Source organism: Dysgonomonas sp. 216 (assembly GCF_010501065.1).
GTDB lineage: Bacteria > Bacteroidota > Bacteroidia > Bacteroidales > Dysgonomonadaceae > QVMM01.
Genome location: NZ_QVMM01000004.1, coordinates 15,648 through 31,049 on the forward strand (window position 1 = coordinate 15,648; position 15,402 = coordinate 31,049).

Sequence of the window (15,402 nt, forward strand, 5' to 3'; positions counted from 1 at the left end):
GTTCATAGGGAATAGTGCCGAAGGAAAGAAAAACAAACTGTTAATTTCACTATTTGAGTATCGAGCGTGAAACAGCAGGGGGAATTACTCCTAACCCAAATAGCACTCTAATGTAAGCATACAAAGCGCCCCTCCAATACTAATTAACTTGAACATTATTTTGGCTGCTGTATATGATGAAAAAAGATATACAGAAGCATTATCAATACTATCTGCGACATTATTATTCATACAATTGCATTGATCCTTTATTTATCAAGACGTTACATATGTCGTAGAAATGATTACCCCCAGTTCTCAGGAGCTGAATAATATTTGGACTACTTTGGGAGGGCAGTATCACCCCTCGATTGTATGCAAAATCAGGAGACTTTCATTTGATGCTGGAGAAATCTCTAAAACTATACGTGAAACACAAAAAACTGTAATAGATATGTAATATAGAAGCAGATAAATAAAACATTGACATGGAAAACTACCGCCCTATATATCGTTTTATTGTAGAACATGGCTATTTTAAACAAAACACATGTCGATCTATACAAGTACGCCTTAGCCCATTGGGACAGGAATTAATGAAACGACGAGAAGACAATGAATGGATAACAGAAGTTGGCATGAGTGTTTCATCTAATAATATCACAGACGAAACAAATGTAGTCTCTCCATCAACATCGGAATTTCTACCAGTATTGGAAGGTATACACATCAAACAAATAGATGTAACGACTTAGGCATTATTGAGAACAGACGCAGTAATATAGTTTATCCTTTTTATTTGAATGAAGGAACAGATTTAACCTTATAAAAACATGGCAAAAAAGCCTATTTAGGAATGGTATAAGCCAAACAGATTATCAACAAGACAAAACTCCTACTAGATAATTTCAAGGCTATTGAACACGATTGGAAAGAACTTTCCGATGGCTAATATCAATTGAATCTAAAATAGATTCATGCTGTATAGAAAATAAAAACAAAAGCTTCATTTCCGATTTATAGCTTAATCATATTCTTACTATATTCATACAGAATAATTCCACTTCATTTACAACACGTGTATGCATACAAAAAACCAGACTAAAATAATTAGTCCGGTTTTATTATTATATAATTAAACGTATTGTCTTTTTTACAAAGAATTAACGTGAGCAGCTAATTTCGATTTTAAGTTACCTGCTTTATTCTTGTGAATAACGTTTTTCTTAGCCAATCTATCCAACATTGAACAAACCGAAGGATACTGCTTTTGTGCCTCAGCCTTATCTGTTGTTAAACGCAATTTTTTAATAGCATTACGTGTTGTTTTAGCTACATATCTGTTACGCAAGCGTTTTGCTTGTGTCTGTCTGATTCTCTTTATTGATGATTTATGATTTGCCATAATATTTGACTAATCTGTCTTGTTATGTTTTATATCTTAATTCTTTTTTTGTAGCCCATAGGGGAGTCGAACCCCTCTTTCCAGAATGAAAATCTGGCGTCCTAACCGATAGACGAATGGGCCATCACTTGCTATTTTCTAGCTTTATCAACTCGAAGTTATTTCGTGATTGCGGATGCAAAGGTAGTGCATATTTTGTAACAAGCAAATATTTCTACATATTTTTTTCGAAAAATATTCATCAAAACACAAAACTATTTAAATATCAACAATATAAATTCCACTACAATTCTATCGATTTATATGCCATCCCTATGTGCTCTATTAGATCTGATGGCAAAAGGCTTCGTTGCGACAAATTCAACACAGCCAAGTCTCCTGCTAAACCATGTAAATAAACCCCCAGCATAGCTGCATCTAACGGTGTATATTTTTGTGCTAACAACGACAAAACAACTCCTGTAAGCGCATCGCCACTACCACCTGTAGCCATTCCGGGATTTCCTGTTGAATTGAAATAAACGTTCTTTTCAGGCGTAACAATCGCAGTATAAGCACCCTTCAACACAACATACACGCCATACCTTTCTGCAAAAACACGAGCCTGTTGTAATCTCTCATATCCCGAAACCGGAGACATTCCCGATAAACGATCGAATTCAACAGGATGAGGCGTTAATATACTATGTAATGGTATTTTATCAAGCAAATGTCTTTCCCGTGCAATAATATTCAATGCATCTGCATCCAACACCAGAGGTTTAGACGGATAAGTTTTGAAGATATCACACAAAAAATTCTTCGTATCTTCATCAACTCCAATTCCAGACCCTATACCTATCGCATAATCGGAATATTTATCAACAAATCCGCTTATACCACAATCCGACTTATCGGCTTCAACCATCGCCTCTGGAACCGCCGTTTGCATTACATCTACACCACACCGTGGCAAATGCACAGTAAGCAACCCTATCCCTGTTCTTAAACAAGCCTTGGCTGCCAACACTGCAGCTCCTACTTTTCCGTACGAACCAGCAAATAATATAGCTCTGCCATTATTTCCCTTATGCGCAAAACGGCTCAAGGGCTTAAGCACTAGAGCAAGGTCTTTCTTTTCCAAATAAAAATACTCCGTGTATGCAGCATTTACAGGCCTTTGAGCTAGTCCAATATCAACAATTGTCATTTTTCTACAAAAGCCATCGCTTTCGGGTAATAATAAAGACAATTTAGGCATCTGAAAAGTAAAAACCTCGTCAGCCTTAACAATCTGACGCGACTCGGCTCCCGAATTATCATCTGTAAACATCCCCGAAGGTATATCTATAGAAAAAACCCGACAATCCGATTTATTTATTGCCCGAATAACATCAGCATAAACTCCTTCGACTGGACGATTTAGCCCCGAGCCGAAAAGCCCGTCGACAACAACACTATTAGAGGGTATTAATGGAATATCAGACGAAGAACTTATCTCTTTTAATTCAGAAATACGCTCCAAACATCTTTTATTCTCTGCACAATCGGGCGAAAACCTCCCTTTACCTGTTACTAAAAAAGACTTTACTTCGAATTGTCGAGACAACAAAATACGGGCTACAGCCAAAGCATCGCCTCCGTTATTTCCTGTTCCAGCAAACACATAAACACTCTGCCTTGGCGACAAAACATTTAGTAAGCGCCCGGCAACAGCCAAAGCTGCCCGCTCCATTAAATCGACAGAACGAATTTCTTGTTCTTCAACTGTACATTTATCTACAACTCTTACCTGCTCGGCATTTAATATTTTCAGCATGATAGAAGCTTATATTACGGAAAAGAATAAAACACTCAATCCAAAGGTCAACCCCGATAATAAAACCATTATTACCGAAAAAATGTTTAAATAACAACTATCCCCTAAGCTAAAAAAAGGCAGAACAAGCTATTACAAATGAAACTAGTATTTACGTTCTTCCCAAACATAGCATCCGGGAAAATAAGAGGCCAAATCGGTTTCTTCTTCAAACAATCCATATATAGACGAACCCGAACCCGACATTGATGCATACACTGCCCCCATATCGTAAAGTCGTTTTTTTATTCTCGCTATTTCGGGATATTGCGGAAATATACTATCCTCAAAATCATTCCACAACGAATCTTTCCAGTCCGAAGCCGGAAAGATAAGAATATCTTTTATTGACAATTCCGGTTTTCTTGGCTTTATCAGAGCAAAAGCATCCCGTGTAGGAATATGAATATCAGGTTTCACTAGTACCAAGTGATACTTTTCGATCGAAACCCGAATGGGTTCCAACTGTTCGCCTATTCCTGTTGCAAACATCGGCCTGTTATAAATAAAAAACGGACAATCGGCCCCTAACCTCACAGCTAACCGGGCTAAATCGTTATCCGATAGTTTAAGCATAAATTCCTCATTAAGAAGCTTCAACATAAATGACGCATCGGACGAGCCTCCCCCAAGACCTGCTCCGAACGGAATTTTCTTCAATAAATGAACCTCTACCGGTGGTATATCGTAATACTCGCGCATTAGCTTCAGGGCTTTCATTACCAAATTATTATCAGGCGACGAATCGACCCTCATGCCAGCCTCAATAAAGCTATCTTTCCCGTCTTTAGCAAGAACAATCTCTAATGCATCCTGAATATTAACCGGATAAAAAACAGTCTCAAGATTGTGATAACCATCAGCCCTTTTTGATATAATATTTAACCCTAAATTAATTTTAGCATTTGGAAAACTAATCATAACAGCAGCAATTTTTCTCTAAAAAAACGAGGAGCAATCCTAGGTTATCGCCCCTCGGTATTTTGTTATTATTAAATTTAAACCAACTTTTTAATCAAAGCTTCTTTATCGCCATATATATAGTCGATAATAGGCACTTCAATCATTGTATAAGCACCCGCTTGCTGTTTCTTTGACGCGCGAGCCGCTGCAACCAACACTTGCGCAGTAAGCGCAGGATTGTTGATTTTCATATTAAATTCGAGCAATTGGTTTTGTGTTTCCCCCGATACACCTTTTCTAACCATATACACTCCATGCCCCATATCTTTCAAATCATCAACATTCTCGACCTGCATAACATGCGTTTCGTCGTGAGCAAAATAATCGTCAGCCTTAATAGCCGCAGCTACTTCTTTAAAATCATATCCGGCTTCAACCTCTATATACACCATACGGCGATGAATGCTTGTACCCAAAGGTATGGTCATCGAAAGGGCTGCTTTTACTCCTTTAATAGCTTTAACCGCTACTGTGTGCCCCATACTCATACCGGGACCAAAGTTTGTATAAGTAACACCTTTAGGAGCCATAAACTCGAACATAGAACGCACCATCGAATCTGTTCCCGGGTCCCATCCTGCCGATATTATAGCTACTGTTCCGTTAGCCTTTGCCACTTTATCCAGTTCGCTACGTAAATTAACAATCCCCCCATGTATATCATAGCTATCTACAGTATTAATACCATTTGAAAGGCATTCTTTTGCATACGCTTCAACACTGCGGGTAGGCGTACACAATATAGCAACATCCACATCTTTCAGCTTTTTCACATCATCAGTAACAACGTATGCCTTCAACTCGTCAGGCACATTGCTTGCATCGCGGCGAACAATTCCTGCCACCTCTAAATCGGGTGAAGAATTTATTGCTTCTAAAACATACTTACCAATATTACCATAGCCAACTACGGCTGCTCTGATTTTCTTCATAAATTATTGTTTCTGTTTTCAGTTTAATGTTAATATTATATTAAGTCATCATCTTTCATAAAATTGTATAGCCACTCTAATGCTTTAAAATCGGACTCCATATTTTCAGCTATTTTACAACTAAACAACTCCTCGCCTATAGGAAAACTTTTTTGCACGTAAACATTTTTTCGTTGAACCCAAGGTTGAAAATATTCATCCAAATTGTTTTGCATAGGCTTTTTATATAAGTCTCCACCTATACCAAAGCCAAGCCCTGTTACAATATGCTTGGTGTTTTGGCTAAATTCTCCGGCATCGAATTCTATCCGTTCGCGAAAACTATCCATTATCTTTTTCTTGGGCATAAAAAGTCCCATTCCATACCTATATCCTTCCGGGCTTAGCTCCATATAAAAACCGGGATAATCTTTCCAATCGCTAACAGGTTGCTGAAAGGTTATCCACAAACATGTTTTATAGGGTTCCTTATTTTTCGAAAAACGGGTATCTCTGTAAATACGAGACAAAACCCTATGAGGACGAAATTCGAAATTAGAATCAATACTGTACATTACAGGAGTAAGAGCCAAAACCAGTGCCTTAAAAGGATGCAAAAGTTCAGTTTCGTACACACTCCTATTAGCTTCAAACCATTCTTTATAGTTATTCTCCCCTAAATCGCGAAGAAACTGAAAAGTATTTGGTGTAAATCCCTTAAACTCTATATTCTTAGCCATATCAACATTCTATTTCCGTCCAAAATCGGCAGGTATTTCTCCCCATTTATCGGTTTGCCATTTTATAATTTTATTGGGGTAGGTATTCTTTTGCAACCATTTTTCGGCGCGCTCTATCAATTCAAATATTATTTCATTTACAGGAGTACGTTCTAACTTTGTCTTGCATTTCTTCTGATTTACCCATTTTATAGCATTCACACTATCGGAATAAATAGGTATAGTAATGCTTTTCTGTTTCAACAATGCCAAACCATGTACCAAAGCCAAAAACTCTCCTATATTGTTTGTTCCCTGCTCGTATGGCCCACTATGAAATATCTGCTCCCCTGTTTTTAGATATACACCCCGATACTCCATCAAACCCGGATTTCCACTACATGCCGCATCAACAGCCAGACTATCCATCTCTATCTCGGTATTTGTTTTATACGAGATTGAGGCTTTTTTTTCTTTTTGACCTATGTATTTATAAGGATTATCGTCGAATGCCTTTATTGCTTCCGATTCGTTCCCGAACGACTTATATAAAGCTCCATCATAACCGGCTATCTGAACCTTTGCTTTATCCCACGAATCATAGACCCCGGGCTCAACACCGTTCCAAACTACATAAAACTTTTTCTTTGCCATTCTTTTAAAACCGCCTCATATTCTTACCATTGGGAAAGACAAAGATACATTTCTTTAATAAAAAAACCTCAAAAAAATGCATTCTATGCGCATTTTTTATACTCAGTTATAATTATTAAACAAAAAAAGAGATGCTTTCCTTCGCGAAAGCATCCCATCAATTATTAATCTAAAACTTGCAGTGTTATCACAACACTATGCTTACAATAACGGTTTTGCCGCTACTGTAAATCCTACTTAACAATATATAATAGTATAAAAAACTGCATGTAATATGTAAATCGTTTGTGCGCAAATTACTTTTATTAACTTCTTTTGATTCGAAAAAAGAAGAAATAAAAACATAATCCTCAATTGTTTAAAAGTTTGCTTTGGCAAATATAATCGATTTCGAAAAAAAGCCGTCAATGTTTATATAAATAAAATCTATATAAATATCAAAAGCGTACAAAAAACTTTCGAACAAAAAAAAAGAGTGCCACCCTAAAGGGACACTCTTTTTCTGTTATAGTATAGAATACTATTAATATCTTTCGCGGCTTCTGAATCCACCTCTTCCTCCGCCGTTGTTATTGTTGCGACGAGGGCCTTCAGTTCTAGGGCGAGCTTCTGATACAGAAATAACACGTCCATCGTATTCAGCACCATTTAGTTCTTCTATAGCTTTTTGAGCTGAAGTATTGTCTTCCATTTCAACAAATCCGTAACCTTTCGAACGGCCACTTTCTCTGTCCATAATAACCTTTGCCGAAGCAATTTCTCCATACTCTCCAAATAAATCAACTAAGTCATTGTCTGTAATGTTGTAGCTTAGTCCTGCAATAAAAATGTTCATTGTAAAAATGTAATTAAAAAAATAAAAATGTTGTGTTTTCGCACTAGAAAGTAATTCAGAAAAAATTAATGATGCTTACCAAATATTGAGGGAAGAACAATTAAGCATCTGTATTAAGTTCAATGCGTTGCAAATGTAAACATAAAATAATGATAAACGTATCTTTTATAAACGAAATGTTATTTGTAAGTTATTTTTAACACTTTTACTGAACACTAGCCACTGAGTATGCAGTATTTTTGTTTAAAACAAACGTAAATGAAAATAAATAAAACAAATGCGGTTCGGTTACTCGACAAAGCAAACATAAAATACGAGCTGAATATTTACGAAGTTGACGAGTCTGATTTAAGTGCCATACATGTGGCCGAACAATTAGGACAAGATGTTAATCAGGTTTTTAAAACCTTAGTATTAAAAGGAGATAAAAGCGGCTATTTTGTTTGCGTAATACCGGGAGCCGATGAATTGGACTTGAAGTTAGCTGCCAAAGTTTCGGGAAATAAAAGCTGCAACATGATACCAATGAAAGATTTACTTGGTATTACAGGTTATATACGAGGTGCCTGTTCGCCAATCGGGATGAAGAAACATTTTCCAACCTATATACACGAATCTGGCCTGAAATTCAATCTCATCTATATAAGTGCAGGTGTGCGGGGGATGCAGATAAAGATTGCTCCTACCGATTTAATAAAAATAACAGATGCTAAAGTAGAGACGTTATTTTAGATAAACTTCACTTTACGTCAATAATATATTCGGTAAATTCTAGGTATATTTGTCGGCATTATTACATAAAAAAATAAAAATATGAATAACTTCAGTTTTGCCAATCCTGTAAAGATTATATTCGGAAAGGATACAATAAAAAATATAAGTAACGAAATACCCCAAAATAGCCCTGTCCTTATTATATATGGAGGTGGCAGTATAAAAAAGAACGGAGTTTACGATCAGGTCATATCAGCCTTGAATGGTTATAAGGTATTCGAATTTGACGGTATAGAACCTAACCCGCATTACGAAACCTGCATGAAAGCGGTTGCCTTTATAAAAGAGCAAAAAATTGGCTATCTGTTGGCGGTTGGCGGAGGATCGGTTATTGATGCCACCAAATTTATAGCCGCTGCCGCTTGTATCGAAGATTCCGACCCGTGGAATATATTGTTAAAACATTTACCTGTAAATACAGCTATGCCTTTTGGTACAATATTAACGCTTCCGGCAACAGGTTCGGAAATGAATTCGGGTGCAGTAATTACCCGGACCGAGACTAAAGACAAGCTAGCTTTCGATTCGACTGCGGTATATCCAAAATTCTCGGTACTCGATCCTGAAACTACGTTTACACTTCCTGTGCGACAGATAGGGAACGGAGTTGTTGACACTTTTGTACATGTAGCCGAACAATATTTAACCTACCCTACCGGTGCATTATTGCAAAACATGTTTGCCGAATCGGTTTTACGCACTTTAATTATAGAAGGCCCAAAAGCTTTGAAAAACCCCGACGATTACGATGTCAGAGCCAATTTGATGTGGGCTTCGACATGGGGGTTGAACGGATGGCTGAAATGTGGAATTGTACAAGATTGGTCTACCCACATGATCGGACACGAAATAACAGCACTTTACGGGCTCGATCATGCACAAACGCTGGCTATAGTATTACCGGGAGTGCTCACTCTGCTAAAAGCTCAAAAAGAAGAAATGATATTGCGAATGGGTGAAGAAGTATTCGGTATATATAATAACATGCCGAAAGAAGAACGAATAAATCTTTCTATTCAGGCTGTTGAAGACTTTTTCAATCAGATGGGTGTTAAAACTCGATTGAGCGACTACGGATTAGGTAAAGAAACCGTAGAAGCTGTAAGCGAACGTATAAAAGCCAGAGGATGGAAATTGGGAGAAAAGGCAAACATCGGGTACGAAGAAGTAAAAGAGATTTTAACGCTCCGATTATAAAATATCAGGGGTTGATTACAGGTATGAGGGAAAATACTTTCTTAATCGAAAGCACAATTACCAGATTTCGCTAAAATAGTGCAGCAAAAAGTTCAAGGTATAGTTTTAAACACTATAAATTACAACGATAAATACATACTTACCCAAATATTCACAAATAATTTGGGACGGGTTACTTATATGGTTCCTAAAGCAACTACCAAGACATCGAAAGTTCCCCGTTCGTTATTTATGCCCTTAGCTTTACTCGATCTGCAAGTTGAGCACCGCGACACACGCGATATACAGCGAATAAAAGAGGCACATAGCTTATTGCCTCTTTTTTCAATCCCCTCTGATATGGCAAAATCGTCGATGGTTTTCTTCCTCTCCGAATTTTTGACCCGGGTTTTACGCGATGTCAACGACAACAACAATCTTTTTCAATACCTCATCCAATCTGTTCAGCTTCTCGAACTTGCCGACAAAAACATTGCTAATTATCATTTGGTATTCATACTAAACTTAACCCGTTTTCTCGGATTCTACCCTAATCTCGAAGATTACAAAAGCTATGATATGTTCGACATGCTAAACGGAGTATTTGTTGACCGTCAGCCCTTACATAAACATTATATCAATGCAGCCGATAGCTTTGCTCTGTCGAAACTGGCACGTATAAGTTACGAGAACATGCACCTTTTTAAATTCAGCCGTAACGACAGGATAAATATTATAAACCGAATAATAGAATATTACCGCATACATCTGGGCGATTTTCCTTCAATAAAATCGCTTGACGTATTACACGAATTATTCTGATAAAACAAACAAAATGGATTTGAACGAAGTAAAATCATTCTACAACGAAATAATAAAAACAGAACGGACAAAACACTCAGCCCTCAATAAAACCATCTTCAAAGTTGGAACCCTCAGGCTTGTTATTGTTTTAGCATGTTTGCTTGTATGTTACCTAATGTGGCACAATACGCCTGTTGTTATAGGGGGTATAGCTGCTTCAGTAATATTTTTCGCCTGTTTACTCGTCTTCCACAACAAGCTTTTCCGTCGCAGGCTATATTCCGAAAACCGAATTAAAAACGCAGAGAATGAGCTGAAAGGTATCGATTACGACTTTTCGGCTTTCGATGGAGCACCAGAGAAAATGAACGGAGAGCACAGTTTCAGCCTCGATTTGGATATTTTCGGCAATCGTTCTTTTTTCCAATCCATCAATCGCACTGTAACCTCATTCGGCAAAGATGCTTTAGCCGATGCAATACTCAATCCACTCGAAAACAAAAGCAATATTTTATCTCGGCAAGAAGCTGTTAAAGAACTCGCCCATAACCCTAAACTGGTAATGCATTTTCGCACAATAGGCAGTATGACCGAGACCGACACGCTAAACACCAAAGATTTTGCCGATGCATTTTCGCAGCCCTTACGTTTTCTGAACAGCAAATTCTGGATGGCAATGCTATATGCAATCCCAGCACTTTACATTATCTGGTTCATTCTTTTCGGTCTTAACATTGCACCGGGCGAAACTTTCATTTTTCTGTATACACTTACCTTGGTTGTAAGTTCCTTGCCCATAAAAAAATCGAATACAATACTGAATATATTCGATAAAAAAACGGCTGTACTCGAAACATATATGCAGCTTTTCAGTATTGTCGAAAAAGAAGAATTTAAATCGGATTTACTAAAGGATAATCAAAAATTATTAGGCGATATCCAAAAAGCATCACAAGCTATTGCAAAATTAAAATCGCATCACAATAATCTGGCAATGTCGGTAACATTTCCTGTATTTCTGCTATTTAATCCACTAATGGTTTGGAACGTACGTTATGCAGCAAAAGTAGAAAAATGGATGCAAACATATAAAAACGATATTAAGGAATGGTTCGATGCTATTGCCCATTTCGATGCTTTGGTTTCGCTATCGGTATTTGCATTCAACCACCCCGATTACACTTATCCTACGGTTGCCGAGACATTTACTTTTGAAGGAGAGGAACTCGGACATCCGCTTATAAACAGGAACGTATGTGTGCGAAATGATGTGCATATACCTGCAAAACCTTACTTCCTTGTTGTTACAGGGGCAAATATGGCCGGAAAAAGTACGTATTTGCGAACAATAGGACTCAACCACACAATGGCATGTGTTGGAATGCCCGTTTGTGCAAAATCGTTGAAATTCTATCCGGGTAAACTGGTTACGAACCTACGGACAGCCGACTCGCTGGCTGATAACGAATCGTACTTCTTTGCCGAGCTTAAACGCCTCAAAATGATTATCGATCGCCTCAACGCAGGCGAAGAACTATTCATAATTCTTGACGAAATATTGAAAGGAACAAACTCCGAAGACAAACAAAAAGGATCTCTTGCTTTAATTCGTCAACTTATATCATTAAAAGCCAACGGAGTGATTGCCACACACGACCTTGTATTAGGCAATCTGGAAAAAGAGTTTCCTGAATATGTGAAGGATTATCGTTTCGAGGCTGATATTGTTAACGATAGGTTATCTTTTTCATACAAAATACGGGAAGGAGTTGCCCAAAACATGAATGCATCATTCCTTATGAAAAAAATGGGAATAACAGGACTGTAACCTCAAAAAGCCAACAGCCCCCCGTTATTCGGTATTTTTATTATAAAGCTACTATTTCTTCTAAAACCTGATAGGCAGTTTTTACATCTTCAACCTGTTTTATCATTATTGAGCGTTTACCGTTCTTCTCTTTTAATTCGCAACGGCGGGGGTACGTCTGCACAAAAGACAATAATTTATCAAAAGCTTGCGACTGATAGTAAGGCGACTCGGCATTCGATATAAGAAATATATTCATTCGTCCGTTCTTCAATACTATTTTTTCCATTCCCAACGATTTCGCCAAGCGGCGTAAACGCACAACACGAATTAGTTCAATACCTGTGTCGGGTATTTTTCCGAAGCGATCTTCCAACCGTTCCACAAACTTAACAATATCGCGTTCTTCTTCCATGTTATCCAGCTCGCGATATAAGGTTATCCGTTCCGAATCGTTCGGAATATATGTTGCAGGGAAAAGCAACTCCAAGTCGCTCTCTACTAATACATCGTCAACAAAGTTGTCGCCCGATATTTTACTGCCATCTTCGGCTTCATGATAAAGATCGGCGAATTCATCGTTTTTCAATTCGTTTACAGCCTCTGCCAAAATCTTTTGATACGTTTCGTAACCTAAATCGGCTATAAATCCACTTTGTTCGGCCCCCAAAAGATTTCCTGCCCCACGAATATCCAAGTCTTGCATAGCAATGTGTATACCACTCCCCAACTCCGAGAAATTTTCTATTGCTTGTAATCGTCGCCTCGACTCAGCACTAAGCGTATGTAACGGAGGAGCAAGTAAATAGCAAAATGCCTTACGGTTGCTTCGCCCTACCCTACCCCTTAGCTGATGCAAATCGCTCAGCCCGAAATTCTGGGCATTGTTTACAATTATGGTATTTGCATTGGGGATATCAATTCCCGACTCTATAATTGATGTTGCAATAAGCACGTCATATTCGTGATTTACAAAGTCGGTAATAATTTCTTCCAGCTTTGCAGGTTCAATCTGCCCATGACCAACTGCTATACGAGCATCGGGCACTTCTCTTTGTATAAGATTTTGTAGTTCGTATATGCTGTTTATACGGTTATTTATGAAAAATACCTGACCGTTACGGCTCATTTCGAAATTAATGGCTTCGCGTATTATCTCGCCATCAAATGTATGCACTTCGGTCTGTATAGGGTAACGATTGGGAGGAGGCGTAGTTATTGTCGATAAGTCCCGAGCCCCCATCAACGAAAATTGCAATGTACGGGGAATAGGTGTTGCCGTCATAGTCAGGGTATCGACATTTGTCCGCATCTGTTTTAGTTTTTCTTTAACCGACACACCGAATTTCTGCTCTTCGTCGATAACAAGCAATCCCAAATCAGCAAACTTCACATCCTTACTTACTATACGATGCGTACCAATAAGTATATCTACTTTTCGTTCGCTCAAGTCCTTTAATACTTGCTTTATATCAGAAGCCTTTCGGGCACGGCTTATATATTCGACCCTGCACGGAAAGCCCTTAAGCCTTTCTTTAAATGTATGATAGTGTTGTGCTGCCAACACGGTTGTTGGAACCAATACCGCAACCTGTTTATTATCGGTCACAGCTTTAAACGCCGCACGTATGGCTACTTCGGTTTTACCGAAACCAACATCGCCGCAAATAAGCCTGTCCATTGGCTTTTCGTTCTCCATATCAACTTTAACATCAGCCGTTGCCTTTACCTGATCGGGCGTATCTTCATATATAAAAGAAGCTTCCAGCTCGTTCTGCAAAAAAGAGTCGGGCGAGAATTTAAAACCTTTCTCTTCCTTACGCTTCGAATATAAGAGAATTAAATCGCGGGCAATATCCTTTACCTTCGATTTTGTTTTCTCCTTCATCCGTTCCCATGCACCGCTTCCCAGCTTGTTGATACGAGGCGGTTCACCATCTTTGCCCCTGTATTTCGAGATCTTATGCAGCGAGTGAATCGACACAAATATTGCATCGTTATTGGAGTATGTCAGTTTTATAAGCTCTTGAATATTCCCGTTCATATCGGAACGGACAAGTCCACCGAATTTACCTACCCCATGATCGACATGTACTACATAATCGCCAATTTGAAATTGATTTAATTCCTTCAGAGATAGTGCTATCTTCCCCGAACGGGCTTTTTCCGATTTCAGGTTATATTTATGAAAACGATCGAATATTTGATGATCGGTAAAACAACATATTTTCAACGTATCATCCGAAAATCCTTCGTGAAGTGTTTTATTTACAGGGGTAAATAATATATTGTCCCCCCGATCCTCAAATATTGCTTTTATACGTTTATTTTGTTTTTCGCTGTCGCTTAGTATGTATATAGTGTATCCCTTATTTATATAGTCGTGTAAGGCTTCACTAACCAAGTCGAAATTTTTATGGAATACAGGCTGTAAACTTATACCGAACTCGAGTGTAGCCGCAGGCGTACCATGCGCCTTGTTTCCCATTTGTATATTTCTGAATGCAAACAGCTGTGTACTAAAAGTGGATTCGTCGATAAGTTTACTTTGTATATCCGACTCATATTCGGGATTATCCAATACGGGGACATCGTTGTATATCGCAATCATTCGCCCTTGTATCCACGAGTAATCGTTATAACCTACAATGGTCGATTCGGGCAAAACATTCAGGAATGACTCACGTTGCAACCCCGAAGCTTTCATTTCGGGAATAATCTGTATGTACTTCAATCTGTCCTTCGACAACTGGCTTTCTACTTCAAACGTACGGATAGTTTCCACTTCATCGCCGAAGAAATCGATACGGTACGGATATTCGTTCGAAAAAGAAAATACATCAACAATACTTCCCCTTATAGCATACTGCCCCGGCTCATATACATAGTCGACATACTCGAAACCATACGAATCTAAAACTTCCGACACAAACGAAGGATTAATATGCTCGTTTATATTTATGCGGAGAGTATTATCTTTCAATGCTTCTTTCGACACTACCCGTTCTGCCAGAGCTTCGGGATAAGAAACTACAACAAAGTGCTCGTCATCGGTCTGCATACGGCTCAGAACCTCCGTTCTCAGTATTTCGTTGGCCGCATCAATTTGCCCGTATTTTACCGCCCGTTTATAAGCCGACGGAAAGAACAAAACATTATCCGAACCTAAAATCTGAGTCAGATCGTGATAAAAATAGCCTGCACTCTCGGCATCATCCAAAATGTAGAGAAAAGCTTGTTTTGTTTTATTGAATAAGGCAGCGGCATATACTGCCGACGAAGAACCCAAAAGCCCCTTAATCTGGATATTGCGATATTTATCCAATAAACCTACTGACGCATTTATATTTTTGTGCAACTCGAAAAGCTGTTGTAACGATGAAATTTCCAATGTATAAGATGTTTTTAGACTTTAATAGAAAATTATCGACAAAACCGTGCCGAATGCATTAGTCCCGAATTGACGTACCCTATCACAACCAGCAAATAACCAGCCCTCTTGCACAATCAATCCATTTTATCCTCGCTTTCAACACTG

The 15,402-nt window shown here is 38.3% G+C and carries 14 protein-coding genes and 1 tRNA gene; 6 read left to right on the plus strand and 9 right to left on the minus strand.

Annotated elements, in window-relative coordinates; translation table 11 throughout:
* The first annotated feature begins 250 nt into the window (after positions 1 to 250).
* Both D0T53_RS13535 and D0T53_RS03465 read left to right on the plus strand, forming a co-directional pair.
* Entirely contained in the window at positions 251 to 439 is a 189-nt protein-coding gene (locus tag D0T53_RS13535; RefSeq protein WP_370457784.1) for a Pvc16 family protein, read from the plus strand.
* A gap of 28 nt (positions 440 to 467) precedes the next feature.
* Positions 468 to 734 carry a hypothetical protein gene (locus D0T53_RS03465; RefSeq protein ID WP_163265113.1) on the plus strand — a complete coding sequence of 89 codons (267 nt, stop codon included), beginning with the start codon at positions 468 to 470 and terminating at the stop codon, positions 732 to 734.
* Positions 735 to 1,132: 398 nt separating this feature from the next.
* On the opposite strand, the gene rpsT is transcribed toward D0T53_RS03465, so the two are convergent.
* The 8 genes from rpsT to D0T53_RS03505 all read right to left on the minus strand — a co-directional run bounded on the left by rpsT (position 1,133) and on the right by D0T53_RS03505 (position 7,303).
* On the minus strand, positions 1,133 to 1,384 hold the full coding sequence (gene rpsT / locus D0T53_RS03470; protein ID WP_163265115.1) for a 30S ribosomal protein S20: 252 nt from the start codon (positions 1,382 to 1,384) through the stop codon (positions 1,133 to 1,135).
* Between the two features lie 51 nt (positions 1,385 to 1,435).
* Positions 1,436 to 1,507, minus strand: a tRNA-Glu gene (locus D0T53_RS03475).
* A 160-nt stretch (positions 1,508 to 1,667) separates the two neighbouring features.
* Positions 1,668 to 3,182, minus strand: a complete 1,515-nt coding sequence (locus D0T53_RS03480) for an NAD(P)H-hydrate dehydratase (RefSeq protein WP_163265117.1) — start codon at positions 3,180 to 3,182, stop codon at positions 1,668 to 1,670.
* Positions 3,183 to 3,326: 144 nt separating this feature from the next.
* Positions 3,327 to 4,142: a 4-(cytidine 5'-diphospho)-2-C-methyl-D-erythritol kinase gene (gene ispE / locus D0T53_RS03485; protein ID WP_163265119.1), complete on the minus strand. Its 816-nt coding sequence runs from the start codon at positions 4,140 to 4,142 to the stop codon at positions 3,327 to 3,329.
* Positions 4,143 to 4,219: 77 nt separating this feature from the next.
* Positions 4,220 to 5,116 carry a diaminopimelate dehydrogenase gene (locus D0T53_RS03490; protein ID WP_163265121.1) on the minus strand — a complete coding sequence of 299 codons (897 nt, stop codon included), beginning with the start codon at positions 5,114 to 5,116 and terminating at the stop codon, positions 4,220 to 4,222.
* A gap of 35 nt (positions 5,117 to 5,151) precedes the next feature.
* Positions 5,152 to 5,835: a DUF2461 domain-containing protein gene (locus D0T53_RS03495; protein ID WP_163265123.1), complete on the minus strand. Its 684-nt coding sequence runs from the start codon at positions 5,833 to 5,835 to the stop codon at positions 5,152 to 5,154.
* 9 nt (positions 5,836 to 5,844) lie between these two features.
* Positions 5,845 to 6,468 (minus strand): viroplasmin family protein, encoded by a 624-nt coding sequence (locus D0T53_RS03500; RefSeq protein WP_163265125.1) that lies wholly within the window; start codon positions 6,466 to 6,468, stop codon positions 5,845 to 5,847.
* 523 nt (positions 6,469 to 6,991) lie between these two features.
* Positions 6,992 to 7,303: an RNA-binding protein gene (locus D0T53_RS03505; RefSeq protein ID WP_163265127.1), complete on the minus strand. Its 312-nt coding sequence runs from the start codon at positions 7,301 to 7,303 to the stop codon at positions 6,992 to 6,994.
* 258 nt (positions 7,304 to 7,561) lie between these two features.
* Here D0T53_RS03505 and ybaK point away from each other — a divergent pair, with 258 nt between their 5' ends.
* The 4 genes from ybaK to D0T53_RS03525 all read left to right on the plus strand — a co-directional run bounded on the left by ybaK (position 7,562) and on the right by D0T53_RS03525 (position 11,885).
* Entirely contained in the window at positions 7,562 to 8,035 is a 474-nt protein-coding gene (gene ybaK / locus D0T53_RS03510; protein ID WP_163265129.1) for a Cys-tRNA(Pro) deacylase, read from the plus strand.
* Positions 8,036 to 8,116: 81 nt separating this feature from the next.
* Positions 8,117 to 9,274: an iron-containing alcohol dehydrogenase gene (locus D0T53_RS03515; protein WP_163265131.1), complete on the plus strand. Its 1,158-nt coding sequence runs from the start codon at positions 8,117 to 8,119 to the stop codon at positions 9,272 to 9,274.
* Positions 9,275 to 9,352: 78 nt separating this feature from the next.
* The gene (gene recO / locus D0T53_RS03520; protein ID WP_163265132.1) at positions 9,353 to 10,075 is read left to right on the plus strand and encodes a DNA repair protein RecO; all 723 of its coding nucleotides are present in this window, start codon (positions 9,353 to 9,355) and stop codon (positions 10,073 to 10,075) included.
* Between the two features lie 13 nt (positions 10,076 to 10,088).
* Positions 10,089 to 11,885 (plus strand): hypothetical protein, encoded by a 1,797-nt coding sequence (locus D0T53_RS03525; protein ID WP_163265134.1) that lies wholly within the window; start codon positions 10,089 to 10,091, stop codon positions 11,883 to 11,885.
* A 40-nt stretch (positions 11,886 to 11,925) separates the two neighbouring features.
* On the opposite strand, the gene mfd is transcribed toward D0T53_RS03525, so the two are convergent.
* The gene (gene mfd, locus D0T53_RS03530; protein ID WP_163265136.1) at positions 11,926 to 15,255 is read right to left on the minus strand and encodes a transcription-repair coupling factor; all 3,330 of its coding nucleotides are present in this window, start codon (positions 15,253 to 15,255) and stop codon (positions 11,926 to 11,928) included.
* Between the last annotated feature and the right edge of the window lie 147 nt (positions 15,256 to 15,402).